This is a genomic window from Stenotrophomonas sp. ZAC14D2_NAIMI4_6 (genome assembly GCF_003086875.1).
Classification (GTDB): Bacteria; Pseudomonadota; Gammaproteobacteria; order Xanthomonadales; family Xanthomonadaceae; genus Stenotrophomonas.
This window is the reverse complement of sequence record NZ_CP025996.1, coordinates 3,933,448-3,948,972: the sequence shown is the minus strand read 5'-3', so window position 1 is coordinate 3,948,972 and position 15,525 is coordinate 3,933,448. Positions and strand designations below refer to the sequence as shown.

The window sequence follows — 15,525 nt, the reverse complement described above, 5'->3', positions numbered from 1 at the left end:
GGGCCATGATCAAGACGACCGCACTCATCACCCTGGCCACCGCGCTGCTGCTGCCTTCGGCCTGGGCGCAGACCGCAGCGCCCGCGCCGGAAGTGCCGCAGACCCTGTGCGGTACCGAAGGCTGCCGCCGCGGCAACGACCTGCTGCTGCAGGTGCATGGCGACCCGACCCCGCAGACCGTGCCAACGCCCGCCGACGCGCGCGCGGTCGCACCGGGTGGGCAGTTCGTGACCGAGCTGCCTGACGGCGCGGTGGTGTGGGCCACCGAAGATCCGTCGCTGTCGGCGCCGGTGCTGAACGTGCAGACCGGTTCCATGGCGCCGTTCGAGAACGGGCGCCTGACCAAGCCGCTGCGCTTCCATGGCTACAACAACTACGCCTCGTTCATCGAACGCATCGAGATCACGCTGTATCGCGGTTCCGATACCGATCTGGTCACGCCGCTGGCGCGCATTCCCATGCCGGTGGACTACGTGGGCAACACCGAATGGGATGGGCAGCTGCCGGCCGGGCTGAACCTGCGCGAGGGCGACGAACTGCAGTACATCGCCCGCGCCTACGGCCACGATGGCGCGTTCGACGAAACCAGCGCGCAGCGCTTCCAGCTGGTGCTGCCCACCGACTACGAACGGGGCACCCAGCAGGTGCGCGACAACGTGCAGAAGACCCTGGGCAAGGTGCTGAACGGCGAGGAGGCACGCGACCAGCAGCTGACCAATGACATCTATGGACAGAACGCGCTGCGCCAGCAGAACATCGCCATCTACGGCTCGCGCGTGCGCATCTACGGCCGCGGCCTGGCACCCAACGCGCGCGTGCTGATCAACGGGCAGAGCTTCCCGGTGGATCTGGAGCAGAAGTTCGCCGCCGAATTCCTGGAGCCGATCGGCCAGCACCGCTACCAGGTGGAAGTGGAAGCGCAGGACGCGCCGCCCCTGCAGCGCACGCTGGACGTGGAGGTGACCGGCAGCTACCGCTTCCTGGTGGCGCTGGCGGATGTAACCCTGTCCAAGAACAGCGCCAGTGGCAACCTGGACCCACTGGTGGCCGACCAGGACCGTGATGACAGCTTCCTCAGCGAAGGCCGCCTGGCGTTCTACCTGAAGAGCAAGCTGCGCGGGAAGTACCTGGTGACCGCGCAGGCCGACACCTACGACCGCGAGTTGAAGCGTCTGTTCAGCGGCTTCCTGGATGCCGATGCGCGTGATGTGTTCCGTCGCCTGGACCCGGACCAGTACTACCCGGTGTACGGCGATGATTCGACCACGTACCGCGATGTGGATACCCAGGGCAAGCTTTACGTGCGCGTGGACTGGGACCAGAACCAGGCGCTGTGGGGCAACTTCGCCACCGGCTTCACCGGCACCGAATACGGCCAGTACGTGCGCTCGCTGTATGGCGCGGCGCTGAGCTGGCGATCGCGCGCGACCACGCCATTGGGCGATCCGCGTTCCTACCTGAAAGCATTCGGCTCGGAGGCGCAGTCGGCGCTGGGCCACAGCGAATTCCTGGGCACCGGCGGCAGCCTGTACTACCTGCGCCACACCGATCTGCTGCCGGGCTCGGAACAGGTGGTGCTGGAAGTGCGCGACCGCACCACCGGCCGTACCGAGGTGCGCAGCACCCTGCAGCGCGGCGTGGATTACGAAGTGAACGAGATCCAGGGCCGCATCCTGCTGACCCGTGCGCTATCGCAGATCACCCGCGAGAACGTGCGCACGCTCACCCGCGACACGCCGCTGGACGGCTACGACCAGGTGCTGCTGGTCGATTACGAGTACGTGCCGGTGGGCTTCAGCACCGACGATGTCAGTGCCGGCCTGCGTGGCAAGCAATGGTTCGGTGACCACGTGGCGGTGGGCGGCACCTACGTGGACGAAAACCGCAGCGGCGACGACTACAGCCTGATGGGTGCCGACCTGACCCTGCAGGCTGGGCGCGGTACCTACCTGAAGCTGGAACAGACCCGCAGCGAAGCCACCGCCGCGCCGATCTTCTATTCGGACAACGGCGGCCTGAGCTTCATCCAGCGCAACCCGGTGAACGCGGCGCGCAAGGGCGATGCGCGCGCGGTGGAAGCACGGGCCAACCTGCGTGAGCTGGGCTGGACCACGCAGGACTGGAGCTTCGGCGCCTGGTGGCGCGACGTGGATGCCGGCTTCTCGGTATCGCGCATGGATACCGGGGTGGCACTGGAAGAGTACGGCGCCGAGTTCCTCGGCTACTTCACCGACAACCTGAGCCTGTATGGCCGCCAGAGCCGCGCCGAACGCGGCGACGTGGCGCTGGAACAGTCGCAGCTGACGCTGGACTGGCGGCTGGGCAACAACGGCCAGCTGGGGGCGGAGCTGCGCCGGGTGCGCGAAGAGAATGCAGGCGTGGACGTGGATGGCACCCTGGCCGCATTGAGCTACCGGCAGCGCTTCGGCGCCAAGTGGGAGCTGTACGGCACCGGCCAGCTGACCGTGGATGATGATGGCGGCGCATACGAGGACAACAACCTGTTGACCCTGGGCACGCGCTATCTGTTCGGTGATCGTTCCAGCGTGGGCGCCGAAGTGAGCAGCGGCAGCCGCGGCGACGGCGCCAAGCTGGAAGCCGAGTACTGGATGACCCCCGAACACAGCTTCTACGGCAACTACAGCTACAGCACCGACCGCACCACCACCGACCCGCTGTACGACACCGGCCTGCAGTCGGGCTGGACGCTGGGCCAGCGTTGGCGCCTGAGCAACCAGGTGAACGTGTTCAACGAAAGCCAGTACCTGAAGGACCGGCGCGAGGACACCGCGGGCCTGGTCAACACCTTCGGCATGGATTTCTACCCGGCGCAGGGCTGGAACCTGGGCTTCAGCGTGATGGACGGCAAGCTGGACGCCACCACCGGCCGCGTCGATCGCCGCGCCTACAGTGTCAGCGGTGGCCGTACCGACGCCAACACGCAGTGGACCAGCAAGCTGGAATACCGCCGCGACCAGGGCGCCGAACAGCGCGAGCAGTGGGTGACCACCAACCGCCTGCTGTACAAGATCAACGAGGACTGGCGCATCGCGCTGCGCGCCAACTACGCCGATACCCAGGACAGGATCAATGCACTGGCCGATGCCAAGCTGGTGGAATCCAACCTGGGCTTCGCCTGGCGCCCGCACGACAACACGCGCTGGGCCGCGTTCGGCAAATACACCTATCTGTACGACGTGGCGTCGCTGGGCCAGGAAGGCGGCAACGTGTACGACCAGAAGTCGCAGATCATCTCGCTGGAGGGTGTGCGGCAGATCGGCGAGCGCTGGGAAGTGGCGGCCAAGCTGGCCGCGCGCTGGGGCGACTACCGCACCGGCCGCGGCGAAGGTCCCTGGCTGGACAGCCGGGTGAACTTCTCGGCCCTGCAGTTGCGCTACCGGCTGTGGTCGCAGTGGGAAGGCCTGGCCGAGTACCGCTGGCTGGATGTGCGCGACGGCGGCGACAAGAAGGGCTGGCTGCTGGGCGTGGACCGGCAGGTCGGGCAGAACTTCAAGATCGGTGCCGGCTACAACTTCACCGAGTTCAGCGACGACCTGACCGAGCTGCGCTACGAGAGCAAGGGCTTCTTCCTGAACCTGTCCGGCTATTACTGAGCGCTTTGGCCGCGGCCTGGGTTGCCGGGCCTGGTCCGGCACTACCGGGCTGGGGCCGCCTGGGCCTGAATGACCGGCAACATTGCCGGGCTGAATGGGGCGGGTTGGTGGGATTTTGCGGCCCAAAAGCACAATTCATCCACCGGTTTGTACGTAAGTGATTGTTTTGGAATGGTTTGATGCGTTCTGGGGCGTGCTCGCCATTGTCATCAATTCGCGATAGGGTAGGGATGTTGAACGGCCCATTGTTTCGCCTGCGGAACACTGGAACTTCCTACCGCTTTAGCAGTCCAAAACCCGGACTGCTAAGATGAGCCCTATGAGCCAGAACACCTCTACTGCCCTTGTGGCAAACAATCTCCCGATTCCCAGTGCGCTCGGTTCGCTGGACGCCTACATCGGTGCCGTGCACCAGATCCCGGTGCTGTCGGTCGATGACGAACAGGACCTGGCCCGTCGTTTCCGCGACGGTGACGATCTGGACGCCGCACGTGAGCTGGTGCATTCGCACCTGCGCTTCGTGGTGCACGTGGCCCGCGGTTACAACGGCTACGGCCTTGCGCTGGGCGACCTCATCCAGGAAGGCAACATCGGCCTGATGAAGGCGGTCAAGCGCTTCGACCCGGATATGGGCGTGCGCCTGGTGTCCTTCGCCGTGCATTGGATCCGTGCCGAGATGCACGAGTTCATCCTGAAGAACTGGCGCATCGTGAAGGTCGCCACCACCAAGGCGCAGCGCAAGCTGTTCTTCAACCTGCGCAAGTCGAAGACGCGCCTGGGCTGGATGAACGCGGCCGAAGTGAGCGCGGTGGCCAAGGACCTGAACGTGTCCGAGCGCGAAGTGATGGAAATGGAATCGCGCCTGTCCGGTCGCGATATCGGTTTCGATGCGCCCAGCGATGAGGACAACGAACACGCCCCGCCGTCGCCGGCCGCGTTCCTGGTTGCCAACGACGAAGACCCGTCGATGGCCTACGAGCGTGCCGACAGCGAAGACAACCAGCTGCAGCTGCTGCGCGAAGGCCTGGCCGAGCTGGATGCCCGTTCGCGCGACATCATCCGCCGCCGCTGGCTGGACGCCGACAGCAAGGTGACGCTGCAGGAACTGGCCGATGAGTACGGCGTTTCCGCCGAGCGCATCCGCCAGGTCGAAGCGAACGCGCTGAAGAAGATGAAGGCGCTGTTCAACGCGTAACGCGGTGCAGCGTTGCAAAGACGAAAGGCCCGGCAATGCCGGGCCTTTTTTGTTTGGTGGGGCTCATCCACGCATGGCGTGGATCTACTGATCCCGCCTCATGGCATCGGCTTTCCCGTCGTCTCCGTCAGGGCCCAGACCGGGATCGATGCGTGTTGCCGGAAGTCGATCGTGTTGAAGGTCGCCAGGCCGGCCAGCACCTGCAGGTCCCCGCTGAGTGCCGTGCGCTGAATGGCCAATGTAGGCGTGGCAAAGCGCACGTAGCCGCCCCGGTTCCAGTCGTACACATGGATGCCGCGCGAAGCCATGGCCACACCGTCATCGTCACGTGGAACCTTCATGTGCATGACGGCCCTGCCAACCACCGGCAGCTCCATCAACATCATTTCGATATCGAAGATGTCCACTGCGGCTTGGTGCAGAAGCGCGGTAGGGATGTGTCCGTCGCCTGCGGTAACGAATGCCGCCACTGCGCCAGTCTGGTCCACGCCCAGCCAAACGCAATCAAAGCCATCCGGATACTCCTGATGTTGTCGCATTCTGCTTACTCCCGTCCCTGAAGCCGAGGCCTGGCGTTGCCGGGCCGCTTCTGTTCCTTCCTGCCGCCATACCGACGATCAGGTGCTCACAATCCCCACGTATGCAGGAGGCTGACGCTGATTTTCACGCCGTACCACTCGGTGGCACGGTATGATCATGGCAGGTGTCTTCCGCACCCGAAGCTTCAACCGCAGCACACGAAAGTCAACATTGTCCGACTCGGCATTGTGCCGCGCGGTGAGCGAAATGCGTCATGGGCTTATTGATGCCGATCTGGGTGGGGGTCTCATCAAGAAACGCGTCGCGCTGCAGGGCCGCGGAAAGCGCGGTAGCGCCCGCACCATCGTGGCGACCCAGTTGGGGCGCTACTGGTTCTTTCTCTTCTGCTATGAAAAGAACGAGCGCGCGAACCTCACCAGGGCGGAACGGGATGCGCTTGAGTTATATGCGTCTGAGTTCTTGAAGATGAGCCCTGCACAGTTGGACAGGGCAGTGATGTGCGGCGATCTGCAGGAGATATGCCATGACCAAGCGTGTTGAACGTAGACGTGCAAAGAGCCCAATCCTTGATGCGGTGCATGAAGGCGCTGCAGGCCTGTATGCCAGCGGCTTCATCGACAAGCGACGAATGGGCATGTACGAGGCCCTGTGTCTGGAGCCCGTACCCGAATACAGCAGTGCCCAGATCCGCGCACTGCGCGCGTCGCTGCAACTCAGCCAGCCCGTATTCGCCGGTGTGCTCAATACCAGCGTTTCGACAATCCGCAGCTGGGAGCAGGGCGAAAAGAAGCCGAGCGGGCCCTCGCTGAAGCTTCTGAACCTGATCGACCGCAAGGGTCTGGACGCTGTCCTCTAAAGCAAAGGCCCGGCATTGCCGGGCCTTTGCGTGTCTGCAGGGTTCATCCATGCATGGCGTGGATCTACTGCGATCAACCCGGGTAGAGCCACGCCATGCGTGGCTGCACCCCGCACCTCACCCCTCGCGTGCGATCGCGCGCCAGCCGATGTCGGTGCGGTGGAACTCGTTGGCCCAGCTCACCTTGGCCACGCCGGCGTAGGCATTGGCCTGCGCGTCGCGCACGCTGTCGCCCAGCGCGGCCACGCACAGCACGCGGCCGCCAGCGCTCAGCACGTGGCCCTGCGCGTCCAGCGCGGTGCCGGCATGGAATACCTTGGCGCTGGCCGGCACATCGGCCAGGCCGGAAATCACATCACCGGTGATCGGCGATTCCGGGTACGGCCTGGCGGCCAGCACCACGCCCAGCGACGGGCGCGGGTCCCACTGCGCCTCCACCTGGTCCAGGCGACCGTCGATGGCCGCTTCCACCAGGTCGACCAGGTCGGACTGCAGGCGCAGCATCACCGGCTGGGTTTCCGGATCGCCGAAGCGCACGTTGAACTCGATCACCTTCGGTGCGCCGCTGGCATCGATCATCAGCCCGGCATACAGGAAGCCGGTGAACGGAATGCCGTCGGCAATCATGCCCTGCACGGTCGGGTTCACCACCTCGCGCATCACCCGCGCATGCACTTCCGCGGTGACCACCGGGGCCGGCGAATAGGCGCCCATGCCGCCGGTGTTCGGGCCGGTATCGCCGTCGCCCACGCGCTTGTGGTCCTGCGAGGTGGCCATCGGCAGCGCATGCACGCCATCGACCATGGAAATGAAGCTGGCTTCTTCGCCATCGAGGAACTCCTCGATCACCACGCGCGCACCGGCATCGCCGAAGGCATTGCCCGACAGCATGTCGCGCACGGCGTCTTCGGCCTCGGCCAGGGTCATCGCCACGATCACGCCCTTGCCGGCGGCCAGGCCGTCGGCCTTGACCACGATCGGGGCGCCCTTGTCGCGGATGTAAGCCAGCGCCGCGTCAACTTCGGTGTGCACGGCGTAGAACGCGGTGGGAATGTTGTGGCGGGCCAGGAAATCCTTGGCGTAGGCCTTGCTGCCTTCCAGCTGCGCAGCGGCGGCGGTCGGCCCGAAGATGCGCAGGCCGGCGGCGCGGAAGCGGTCGACGACGCCGGCCACCAGCGGCACTTCCGGGCCCACCACGGTCAGCGCCACGCCTTCGGCCTGGGCCAGCGCCAGCAGGCCGTCGATGTCGGTCACCTTCACCGCCACGTTGCGGCACTTGTCCTCGGTGGCGGTGCCGGCATTGCCGGGCGCCACGAGCACTTCACTGACCTGGGGGGATTGGGCCAGCTTCCATGCCAGGGCGTGTTCGCGGCCGCCAGAGCCGATGACGAGGATTTTCATTGAGGGGGGATCCTGGGGGCAGAAGTGAAAGGGATCGGGGGAATCAATCAGCTGTTTTTCTTGATCGAAGCCAGGCGTCTTGCCTCAGCCGTGAGGTCCGCAAGATCAAGCACGGCGTCGCGCTCGGACGCGATCATTGCGGAAGCGCGTCGTGCAGCGTCAAATTCGGCGTAGCGCTCTGTGATGATCGCTTCCATCTGTTGATTGGACACACGGCCGGGGCCATCGAGAATGGCGCGCTCGTTGAAATCAAGGAAGCGATCGGTCTGCTTGATCCAGTCCACCATACGGGTTTCGATTCGTCGCTCGGCGCGATCTTCAGCGAAATCAAGGAACATGGAGACCAGACGGTTGAGCTGTTCGAGCTCTTGCTGGAGCAGGTAATTCTTGGAAACCACTGCGTCGCACTTGCGGGGTCTGTCGCCGGTCCAGTTGGTCAGGCCCATGTGAGGGGCGTTGGAGTCGGCGCGTTCCACGATCAGCTGTGCGGCAGTGCGGCCGGTGACAGCGTAGACCAGCTTGTTCTGGATGGTGGCAAAGAAGGTTTTGGCGGTCGCTGCGCTACCGTCGTAGTCGCTGCTGCTGGCTTTGAACAGATCGCGTAGGGTCTGGTAGAAGCGCTTCTCCGAACTGCGGATATCGCGGATGCGACTCAGCAGTTCCTTGAAGTAATCCGCGCGCTCGGCATCCTTGAGTCGCTCGTCGTCCAGAAGGAAACCCTTGACCAGATACTCTGACAGGGTATCGCTGGCCCATCGACGGAACTGGCTTCCCCGGGGGGAGCGGACGCGGAACCCGACCGCCAGAATCATCTCCAATCGATAGAGCTGAACCGAGCGATTGACCGTGCGCGTGCCCTCGGTTTGAACTGTCAAGTAATCCTTGACGGTTCCCTCGGCCCTCAGCTCGTTGTCCTGCAGGATGTTACGGATGTGAAGGCTGACGTTCTGCTTGGTCGTGTCGAACAGCTCGGCCATCTCGCCCTGGGTCATCCACACCGTCCCTTCCGCAGCGCGCAGATGCACCTCCGTCCGGCCATCGTCGGTACGGTAGAGGATCAGTTCGCCGAGGGGGCTGTTCATGGCCGGTCGCGGTGCCTCACTCGCAGCCCTCGCGCAGCAGCGCGGCGGGGAAGGAATAGGTCCACGTCTTCGGGTCCAGGGTGAAGCGGTGCTGCTGGCGCACGGCGGTGCCACCGCAGGTGCTGCCGGTTTCCTCCACCAGCAGCGGCCAGACGCGCGCGCTGCGGTCGCTGTCGTCGAAGCGCTGGTTGAAGTCGATGTTGAATACCTTGCTGCGGCAGTCTTCGGCCGCATCGGCGTCGTCGCAATCGTAGGCGGCGCCATTGTCGATATGGCTGCGCATGCTGCCGGTGTCGACCAGGCCCTTCGGGCCAGGCAGCACCAGCGATTGAGAGATCAGCGAATAGCCCTGGCCGAACCAGCCGTCTTGCACGCGGAAGCCGTAGAAATCGCTGCCCGCGCGCACGATCTGTACCGTGCCGGGCTGGCCGCTGCTGCCGTAGGTGCCACCGGTGAGCTCGGCGGCCACGTCGAAGCCGCTGGCGGTGGGCCGCAGCACGTAGAAGTCGATGGTGCCCGGTTCCGGGTGGCCGGCTTCGACCAGCGCGCCGCAGACGGCCAGCAGCTGCTGCCAGCTATCGCCGCTCACCACCGGCTGCTCGGCGCAGACCTGCCAGCTGACCGGGCGTGTTTCGCCGTCCTGGCTCCAGCTGCCGCGCCAGTCACCCGACAGCGCGGCGCCCTGGCCGTAACGCTGGGCCAGGAAGGCCTGCAGGCGGGCGGTGCGGCTGAGCGTGGAAGCCGGTTCGGCGGCCGCCGTCGTGGCGGCCGGCGCTGCAGGGGCAGCGGCCGGCGCGGGATCGGCGGCCGGCGTGCAGCCGGCCAGCAGGGCCGTGCCGGCGAAGGCGAGCACGGTGAGCGGTTTCAAAGAGACTGCAGACATCCGTGTCGCTCCCTGTATCAGTGGCGGAAGTGGCGAACGCCGGTGAACACCATGGCCAGGCCATGTTCGTCGGCGGCGGCGATCACTTCCGCATCGCGCATCGAACCACCCGGCTGGATCACCGCCTTGATACCGGCAGCGGCCGCGGCATCGATACCGTCGCGGAACGGGAAGAACGCGTCGGATGCCATCACCGAACCTTCGACCACCAGGTTGGCGTCGGCGGCCTTGATGCCGGCGATGCGTGCCGAGTACACGCGGCTCATCTGCCCGGCGCCCACGCCAATGGTGCGGTTGTCCTTGGCGTAGACGATCGCGTTGGACTTCACGAACTTGGCCACCTTCCAGGCGAACAGCAGATCGGTGAACTGCTTGTCGGTCGGCGCCAGCTTGCTGACCACCTTCAGTTCGTCGCGGGTCATGCCGCGGTTGTCCGACGACTGCAGCAGCAGGCCCGAGCCCACGCGCTTGCTGTCGAAGTTGTTCAGGCCATCACCGTGCGGGATGCGCAGCACGCGCACGTTGGCCTTCTTCTGCGCGTATTCCAGCGCGGCCGGCTCGTAGTCGGGGGCGATCAGCACTTCCACGAACTGGCGGTCCAGGATCACCTTGGCGGTGGCGGCGTCCAGCGGCTTGTTGAAGGCGATGATGCCGCCGAAGGCGCTGGTCGGGTCGGTGGCGTAGGCCAGTTCATAGGCATCGCCGTTGCCGGCACCCACGGCCACGCCGCACGGGTTGGCGTGCTTGACGATCACGCAGGCCGGCGCGTCGAACTGGCGCACGCATTCCCACGCCGCATCGGCATCGGCCAGGTTGTTGTAGCTCAGTTCCTTGCCCTGCAGCTGCTGGAAGGTGGCCAGCGTGCCCGGCACCGGGTACAGGTCGCGGTAGAACGCGCCGCTCTGGTGCGGGTTTTCGCCATAGCGCAGGTCCATCACCTTCACGAAGGTGGAATTCATCTGCGCCGGGTATTCGGCACGCACCGGCACGGCGGCGTCGGTGGCGGTGACCGCCGACAGGTAGTTGCTGATGGCCGCATCGTACTGGGCCACGCGGTTGAACGCGGCCACCGAGAACGCGAAGCGGGTGGCGGCGCTCAGCTGGCCGTCGTTGGCATCCAGCGAGGCCAGCAGTTCGGCGTACTGCGACGGGTCGGTGGCCACCGCCACGCGGGCGAAGTTCTTGGCCGCCGAGCGCAGCATGGCCGGGCCGCCGATATCGATGTTTTCCACCGCGTCGGCCAGGCTGCAGTCGGCCTTGGCGGTGACCGCTTCGAACGGATACAGGTTCAGCACCAGCAGGTCGATGGCGCCGATGCCGTGCTCGGCCATCACCGCATCGTCCAGGCCCGAACGGCCCAGCAGGCCGCCATGCACCATCGGGTGCAGGGTCTTGACCCGGCCGTCCATCATTTCCGGGAAGCCGGTGACATCGGCCACGTCCTTCACGGCCAGGCCGGCATCGCGGATGGCCTTGGCGGTACCGCCGGTGGACAGCAGCTCCACGCCGCGCGCGGCCAGCGCAGTGGCCAGCTCGACCAGGCCGGTCTTGTCGGAAACGGAAAGGAGGGCCCGGCGGACGGGCAACAGATCAGCAGTCATGGGGACAGGGCAATCGGCAGCGGAGCGGGGCCGATATTGTAGTTCGTGGGGGCCGGTGGCGGGCGCTGCGCGGGGCGGTTTCCTGCCCCCGGTGCGTACAAACGCCCGTATCGGCATGCTGGGCCGGGCACGCCATGGGGTAGGCTATGCCGGAACTGCCAGGGATCAGCGGGTTCAGATCGTGTCGATCTATGCATTGAAAGGACGTTTCCAGGACCTGTTGCGTCCGGCCGTGCGCGGTCTGTACCGCCTCGGCATCACCGCCAACACGGTGACCGTGGCCGCCGCCGTGGTCTCGCTGCTGGTGGCCGCCGCCGTGTGGTGCTGCGCCCCGGCGCAACCACTGCTGTACCTGCTGCTGCCGCTGTGGATGCTGCTGCGCATGGCGCTCAACGCCGTGGACGGCATGCTGGCCCGCGAGTTCGGCCAGCAGTCGCGGCTGGGTGCCTATCTGAACGAATTGTGCGATGTGATTGCCGACGCCGCGCTGTACCTGAGCCTGCTCAGCGTGCCGGGCGTGAACCCGGTGGCGCTGTGGCTGCTGGCCTGGGCGGCGGCAGTGAGCGAATACGCCGGCGTACTGGGCCTGATGGTCGGCGCCAGCCGGCGCTACGATGGGCCCATGGGCAAGAGCGACCGCGCCTTCGTGATCGGTGTGCTGGGCCTGCTGCTGGCCTTCGGCTGGGTGGGGGCCGCCACGGTGACGTGGGTGGCGGGCGTGGCCGCACTGCTGTGCGCGGTGACGCTGTTCAACCGGGTGCGCCGGGGCCTGCAGGAATCGGCGGTTACACCGCAGTAAACACCACGACAATACGGAGATTGCATGCGTCAGGCGCAGGAACGGGAATTCCACAGCTTCGACCAGGTACCGCTGTTTTACCGGTACTGGGCGAGCACCACGGGCACCACGCCCAGCAAGGCCGTGGTGCTGCTGCATCGCGGCCACGAACATTCCGGCCGGGTCACCCACCTGGTCGATGAGCTGGACCTGCCCGATACCGCCTTCTTCGCGTGGGATGCGCGTGGCAATGGCCGTTCGCCCGGTGCGCGCGGCGATGCCCCCGGTTTCCCGGCGCTGGTCCGCGACCTGGACAGCTTCATTGCCCATATCGGCGCCGAGCACGGCATTGCGGTGGAAGACATCGTGGTGATCGCGCAGAGCGTGGGCGCGGTGGTGGCCGCCACCTGGGTGCACGACTACGCGCCGCGCCTGCGCGCGCTGGTGATGGCCTCGCCGGCGTTCAAGGTGAAGCTGTACGTGCCGTTCGCGCGGGCGGGGCTGGCGCTGATGCAGAAGCTGCGCGGCAACTTCTTCGTCAACAGCTACGTGAAGCCGCAGTGGCTGACCCACGACCCGGCGCGGGTGGAAAGCTACCGCACCGATTCGCTGATCACCCGGCCGATTTCGGTGCGCGTGCTGCTGGGCCTGTACGAGGCGGCCGACCGCATCGTGGCCGACGCGCAGGCGATCAGCGTGCCGGTGCAGCTGCTGGTCTCCGGTTCGGATTTCGTCGTGCACCGGGGCCCGCAGGACCGCTTCTACGAACGCCTGTCCAGCCCGATCAAGGAGCGCGTGCACCTGCCGGGCTTCTTCCACGACACCCTGGGCGAGCGCGACCGCGCGCCGGCGCTGGCACGCATCCGCAGCTTCATCCAGGCACGGTTCGCCGAACCACTGCGCGAACTGTCGCGCCGCGATGCACACCGCCACGGTCCGACCTTCGAAGAATCGGAGATTCTGTCGTGGCCGCCCGAACGCAACAGCCTGGCCGACCTGCGTTGGCGCTTCGTGCGTGGTGGCCTGCGTTTCGGCGGCACGCTGTCCGAGGGCATTGCCCTGGGCCTGCAGACCGGCTTCGATTCGGGCAGCACGCTCGATTACATCTACCGCGACCAGGCGCGGGGCAAGGGCCCGCTGGGGCGCATGGTCGACCGCAATTATCTGGATGCGATCGGCTGGCGCGGTATCCGCGTGCGCGGCCAGCACCTGCAGGAACTGCTGCGCGAGGCCGCCCAGCGCCTGCGCGGGCAGGGCACGCCGGTACGCGTGCTGGACGTGGCCGCAGGCCATGGGCGCTACGTGCTGGAAGCGCTGGGGCAGGGTGAACAGCGCGCTGAACGCATCGTGCTGCGCGATTTCAGCGAATTGAACGTGACCCAGGGCCAGGCCTTGATTGAACGCCTGGGGGCGGCCGATATCGCGCGCTTCGAACAGGGCGATGCGTTCGACCCGGCGCAGCTGGCGAAGGTGGACCCGGCGCCGACGCTGGCGGTGGTGTCGGGCTTGTACGAACTGTTCCCCGACAACGATGCGGTGCTGCGCTCGCTGCAGGGCATTGCCGCGGCCGTACCGGTGGGCGGTTACCTGGCCTATACCGGCCAGCCGTGGCATCCGCAGCTCGAGTTCATCGCGCGTGCGCTCACCAGCCACCGCGGTGGCGCGGCGTGGGTGATGCGCCGCCGCACCCAGCAGGAGATGGACGAGCTGGTGCGCCTGGCCGGGTTCCAGAAGGTGGCCCAGCGCATCGATGCGTTCGGCATCTTCACCGTGTCGCTGGCGCGCCGGGTCGGTTGATGTCTGCCGTCACTGCCGCCCCGGTGGCCCCTACGGCGCGCCCCTGGCGGCGCGCCCTGTTGTGGCTGGTGCTGCTGGGGCCGTTCTTCTTCGCCAGTTACGGCTTTGCCAACTGGATGGCCGGTCGCCAGACCGACGTGCCGGTGCTCGCCTTCGCCTGGGAAGCCCACGTTCCGTTCGTGGCCTGGACCATCGTGCCGTACTGGTCCATCGATCTGTTCTATGCCATTTCGCTGTTCCTGTGCCGGCAGCGGCTGGAACTGGACCGGCACGCGCTGCGCTTGTTCAGTGCGCAGCTGATCGCGGTGAGCTGCTTCCTGCTGTGGCCATTACGCTTCAGTTTCCAGCGGCCGGAGATCGACGGCGTCTTCGGCTGGCTGTTCGATGTGCTGCTGGGTTTCGACAAGCCGTTCAACCAGGCGCCATCGCTGCACATCGTGCTGCTGATCGTGCTGTGGGTGAAGTTCGCCCAGTACCTGCACGGCGCGTGGCGCTGGGTGCTGCATGGGTGGGCGCTGCTGATCGGCATTTCGGTGCTGACCACCTTCCAGCACCACTTCATCGATGTACCCACCGGGCTGCTGGTGGGCTGGCTGTGCGTGTGGCTGTGGCCCGACCAGGGTGTGCCACCGCTGCGCGCATGGCGCACCGCGCGCGACCCGAAGCGCTGGCGCCTGGCGCTGCTGTACCTGCTGGGGGCGGCCGTGGTGTTGCTGCCGGTGCTGCAGTGGCGCGGCACGGCGCTGTGGCTGCTGTGGCCGGTGCTGTCGCTGCTGCTGGTGGCGCTGGCGTATGCGGGGTTGGGCACGGCGGTGTTCCAGAAGCGCGCCGATGGCCGGCTGACCATGGCCGCACGCTGGCTGCTGGCGCCGTACCTGGCCGCTGCATGGATCAATTCGCGGCTGTGGACACGGCGTGCGCCGCAGCCGGTGCAGGTGGCCGACGGTGTATGGCTGGGGCGCCTGCCCAGCGGCCGCTTGCCGGCGCCGCTGCAGGGCGTGGTTGATACCTGTGCCGAGCTGTCCTGCCGCGCCCCGGGCGCGGTCTATGCCGGCGTGCCGATGCTGGACCTGGTGGTGCCCAGCGCTGCGCAGCTGCGCGCCGCCGCCGCCGCGATCGAGCGCCTGCACGCGCAGGGGCCGCTGCTGGTGTGCTGCGCGCTGGGTTATTCGCGCAGTGCCGCCAGCGTGGCGACCTGGCTGCTGTGCAGCGGCCGCGAGGCCGATGCCGCACAGGCAGTGGCGCGGGTGCGCCAGGCACGGCCGTCCATCGTGCTGCACGACGTTCACCTGTTGGCGATCGCGGCCGCTGCCGCACAGGAGACTACGGAATGAGCCAGGCCCCGGACCTGCCGATGATGCACCTGCTGCTGCGCCAGGGCCGCTGGCCCGCCGTGCTGTCGCTGGGACTGATGCTGGTGGGCCTGCTGCTGCTGGGTATCGAGCCGGGGCTGGCGATGATCGCCGCCGGCCTGGTGCTGCTGAGCGCGGCGCTGGGCCTGGTGCAGGCGTACTTCGCGGTGCGCGTGCAGTTGGATGCCAGCCTGCTGCAGTTGCTGCTGCAGGAAGGTCTGCAGGGCGAGGCGGCAGCACACCGGGTCGACCAGGCCCTGCACGTGGCCGGGCTGCGCCGGCTGCCGGCCGATGCGCCGCTGCGTGGCTGGGACGCGCGCTGGGCGGGCATGCGCGGCCTGCTGCTGCGCCAGTATCTGTTCACCGCGCTGCAGTTCGTGGCAGTGCTGCTGGCCGTGTTGTGGCCGCAGACCTGAGGGGAAGGTG

General features: G+C 66.6%; 13 protein-coding genes. 8 read left to right on the top strand and 5 right to left on the bottom strand.

Features of this window, described 5'->3' with window-relative positions:
- Window positions 1-5 precede the first annotated feature (5 nt).
- Entirely contained in the window at window positions 6-3,614 is a 3,609-nt protein-coding gene (locus C1933_RS17935) for a hypothetical protein (RefSeq protein ID WP_108754349.1), read from the top strand.
- Between the two features lie 319 nt (window positions 3,615-3,933).
- The gene (rpoH, locus tag C1933_RS17930) at window positions 3,934-4,809 is read left to right on the top strand and encodes an RNA polymerase sigma factor RpoH (RefSeq protein WP_108751041.1); all 876 of its coding nucleotides are present in this window, start codon (window positions 3,934-3,936) and stop codon (window positions 4,807-4,809) included.
- 98 nt (window positions 4,810-4,907) lie between these two features.
- On the opposite strand, the gene C1933_RS17925 is transcribed toward rpoH, so the two are convergent.
- Complete coding sequence (locus C1933_RS17925; protein ID WP_108754348.1) at window positions 4,908-5,348, bottom strand: hypothetical protein; 441 nt, start codon at window positions 5,346-5,348, stop codon at window positions 4,908-4,910.
- A 157-nt stretch (window positions 5,349-5,505) separates the two neighbouring features.
- On the opposite strand from C1933_RS17925, the gene C1933_RS17920 reads away from it, so the two are divergent.
- Complete coding sequence (locus tag C1933_RS17920) at window positions 5,506-5,889, top strand: type II toxin-antitoxin system RelE/ParE family toxin (protein WP_234414566.1); 384 nt, start codon at window positions 5,506-5,508, stop codon at window positions 5,887-5,889.
- On the top strand, window positions 5,873-6,205 hold the full coding sequence (locus C1933_RS17915; RefSeq protein WP_108754346.1) for a DNA-binding transcriptional regulator: 333 nt from the start codon (window positions 5,873-5,875) through the stop codon (window positions 6,203-6,205). Before C1933_RS17920 ends, C1933_RS17915 begins: the two co-directional genes overlap by 17 nt.
- A 117-nt stretch (window positions 6,206-6,322) precedes the next feature.
- Here the strand turns inward: C1933_RS17915 and purD are convergent, their stop codons facing one another.
- From purD to purH, 4 genes are read right to left on the bottom strand one after another with little or no spacing between them, the layout of a single operon-like run.
- Complete coding sequence (gene purD / locus C1933_RS17910; RefSeq protein ID WP_108754345.1) at window positions 6,323-7,606, bottom strand: phosphoribosylamine--glycine ligase; 1,284 nt, start codon at window positions 7,604-7,606, stop codon at window positions 6,323-6,325.
- A gap of 47 nt (window positions 7,607-7,653) precedes the next feature.
- Window positions 7,654-8,688: a virulence RhuM family protein gene (locus tag C1933_RS17905; RefSeq protein WP_108754344.1), complete on the bottom strand. Its 1,035-nt coding sequence runs from the start codon at window positions 8,686-8,688 to the stop codon at window positions 7,654-7,656.
- Window positions 8,689-8,704: 16 nt separating this feature from the next.
- Window positions 8,705-9,571: a hypothetical protein gene (locus tag C1933_RS17900; RefSeq protein ID WP_108754343.1), complete on the bottom strand. Its 867-nt coding sequence runs from the start codon at window positions 9,569-9,571 to the stop codon at window positions 8,705-8,707.
- Window positions 9,572-9,588: 17 nt separating this feature from the next.
- A complete protein-coding gene (gene purH / locus C1933_RS17895; protein ID WP_108754342.1) occupies window positions 9,589-11,172 on the bottom strand; it encodes a bifunctional phosphoribosylaminoimidazolecarboxamide formyltransferase/IMP cyclohydrolase in 1,584 nt (527 codons plus the stop codon).
- 181 nt (window positions 11,173-11,353) lie between these two features.
- On the opposite strand from purH, the gene C1933_RS17890 reads away from it, so the two are divergent.
- Genes C1933_RS17890 through C1933_RS17875 form a run of 4 tightly spaced genes read left to right on the top strand, consistent with a single transcriptional unit; the run spans window position 11,354 to window position 15,515 of the window.
- Complete coding sequence (locus tag C1933_RS17890) at window positions 11,354-11,971, top strand: CDP-alcohol phosphatidyltransferase family protein (protein WP_108754341.1); 618 nt, start codon at window positions 11,354-11,356, stop codon at window positions 11,969-11,971.
- 24 nt (window positions 11,972-11,995) lie between these two features.
- The gene (locus C1933_RS17885) at window positions 11,996-13,747 is read left to right on the top strand and encodes a bifunctional alpha/beta hydrolase/class I SAM-dependent methyltransferase (protein ID WP_108754340.1); all 1,752 of its coding nucleotides are present in this window, start codon (window positions 11,996-11,998) and stop codon (window positions 13,745-13,747) included.
- 23 nt (window positions 13,748-13,770) lie between these two features.
- Window positions 13,771-15,081 (top strand): phosphatase PAP2/dual specificity phosphatase family protein, encoded by a 1,311-nt coding sequence (locus tag C1933_RS17880; protein WP_199911455.1) that lies wholly within the window; start codon window positions 13,771-13,773, stop codon window positions 15,079-15,081.
- A complete protein-coding gene (locus C1933_RS17875) occupies window positions 15,078-15,515 on the top strand; it encodes a hypothetical protein (protein ID WP_108754338.1) in 438 nt (145 codons plus the stop codon). The genes C1933_RS17880 and C1933_RS17875 overlap by 4 nt, the downstream gene beginning before the upstream one ends.
- Window positions 15,516-15,525 lie beyond the last annotated feature (10 nt).

What these genes read in the sequence shown, in the direction of transcription:
- C1933_RS17920 (WP_234414566.1), top strand. Translation starts at nt 5,506, where the DNA reads ATGGCAGGTGTCTTCCGCACCCGAAGCTTCAACCGCAGCACACGAAAG.
- C1933_RS17875 (WP_108754338.1), top strand. Translation starts at nt 15,078, where the DNA reads ATGAGCCAGGCCCCGGACCTGCCGATGATGCACCTGCTGCTGCGCCAG.
- purH (WP_108754342.1), bottom strand. Translation starts at nt 11,172, where the DNA reads ATGACTGCTGATCTGTTGCCCGTCCGCCGGGCCCTCCTTTCCGTTTCC.
- C1933_RS17925 (WP_108754348.1), bottom strand. Translation starts at nt 5,348, where the DNA reads ATGCGACAACATCAGGAGTATCCGGATGGCTTTGATTGCGTTTGGCTG.
- purD (WP_108754345.1), bottom strand. Translation starts at nt 7,606, where the DNA reads ATGAAAATCCTCGTCATCGGCTCTGGCGGCCGCGAACACGCCCTGGCA.
- C1933_RS17935 (WP_108754349.1), top strand. Translation starts at nt 6, where the DNA reads ATGATCAAGACGACCGCACTCATCACCCTGGCCACCGCGCTGCTGCTG.
- C1933_RS17905 (WP_108754344.1), bottom strand. Translation starts at nt 8,688, where the DNA reads ATGAACAGCCCCCTCGGCGAACTGATCCTCTACCGTACCGACGATGGC.
- C1933_RS17900 (WP_108754343.1), bottom strand. Translation starts at nt 9,571, where the DNA reads ATGTCTGCAGTCTCTTTGAAACCGCTCACCGTGCTCGCCTTCGCCGGC.
- C1933_RS17885 (WP_108754340.1), top strand. Translation starts at nt 11,996, where the DNA reads ATGCGTCAGGCGCAGGAACGGGAATTCCACAGCTTCGACCAGGTACCG.
- rpoH (WP_108751041.1), top strand. Translation starts at nt 3,934, where the DNA reads ATGAGCCAGAACACCTCTACTGCCCTTGTGGCAAACAATCTCCCGATT.
- C1933_RS17915 (WP_108754346.1), top strand. Translation starts at nt 5,873, where the DNA reads ATGACCAAGCGTGTTGAACGTAGACGTGCAAAGAGCCCAATCCTTGAT.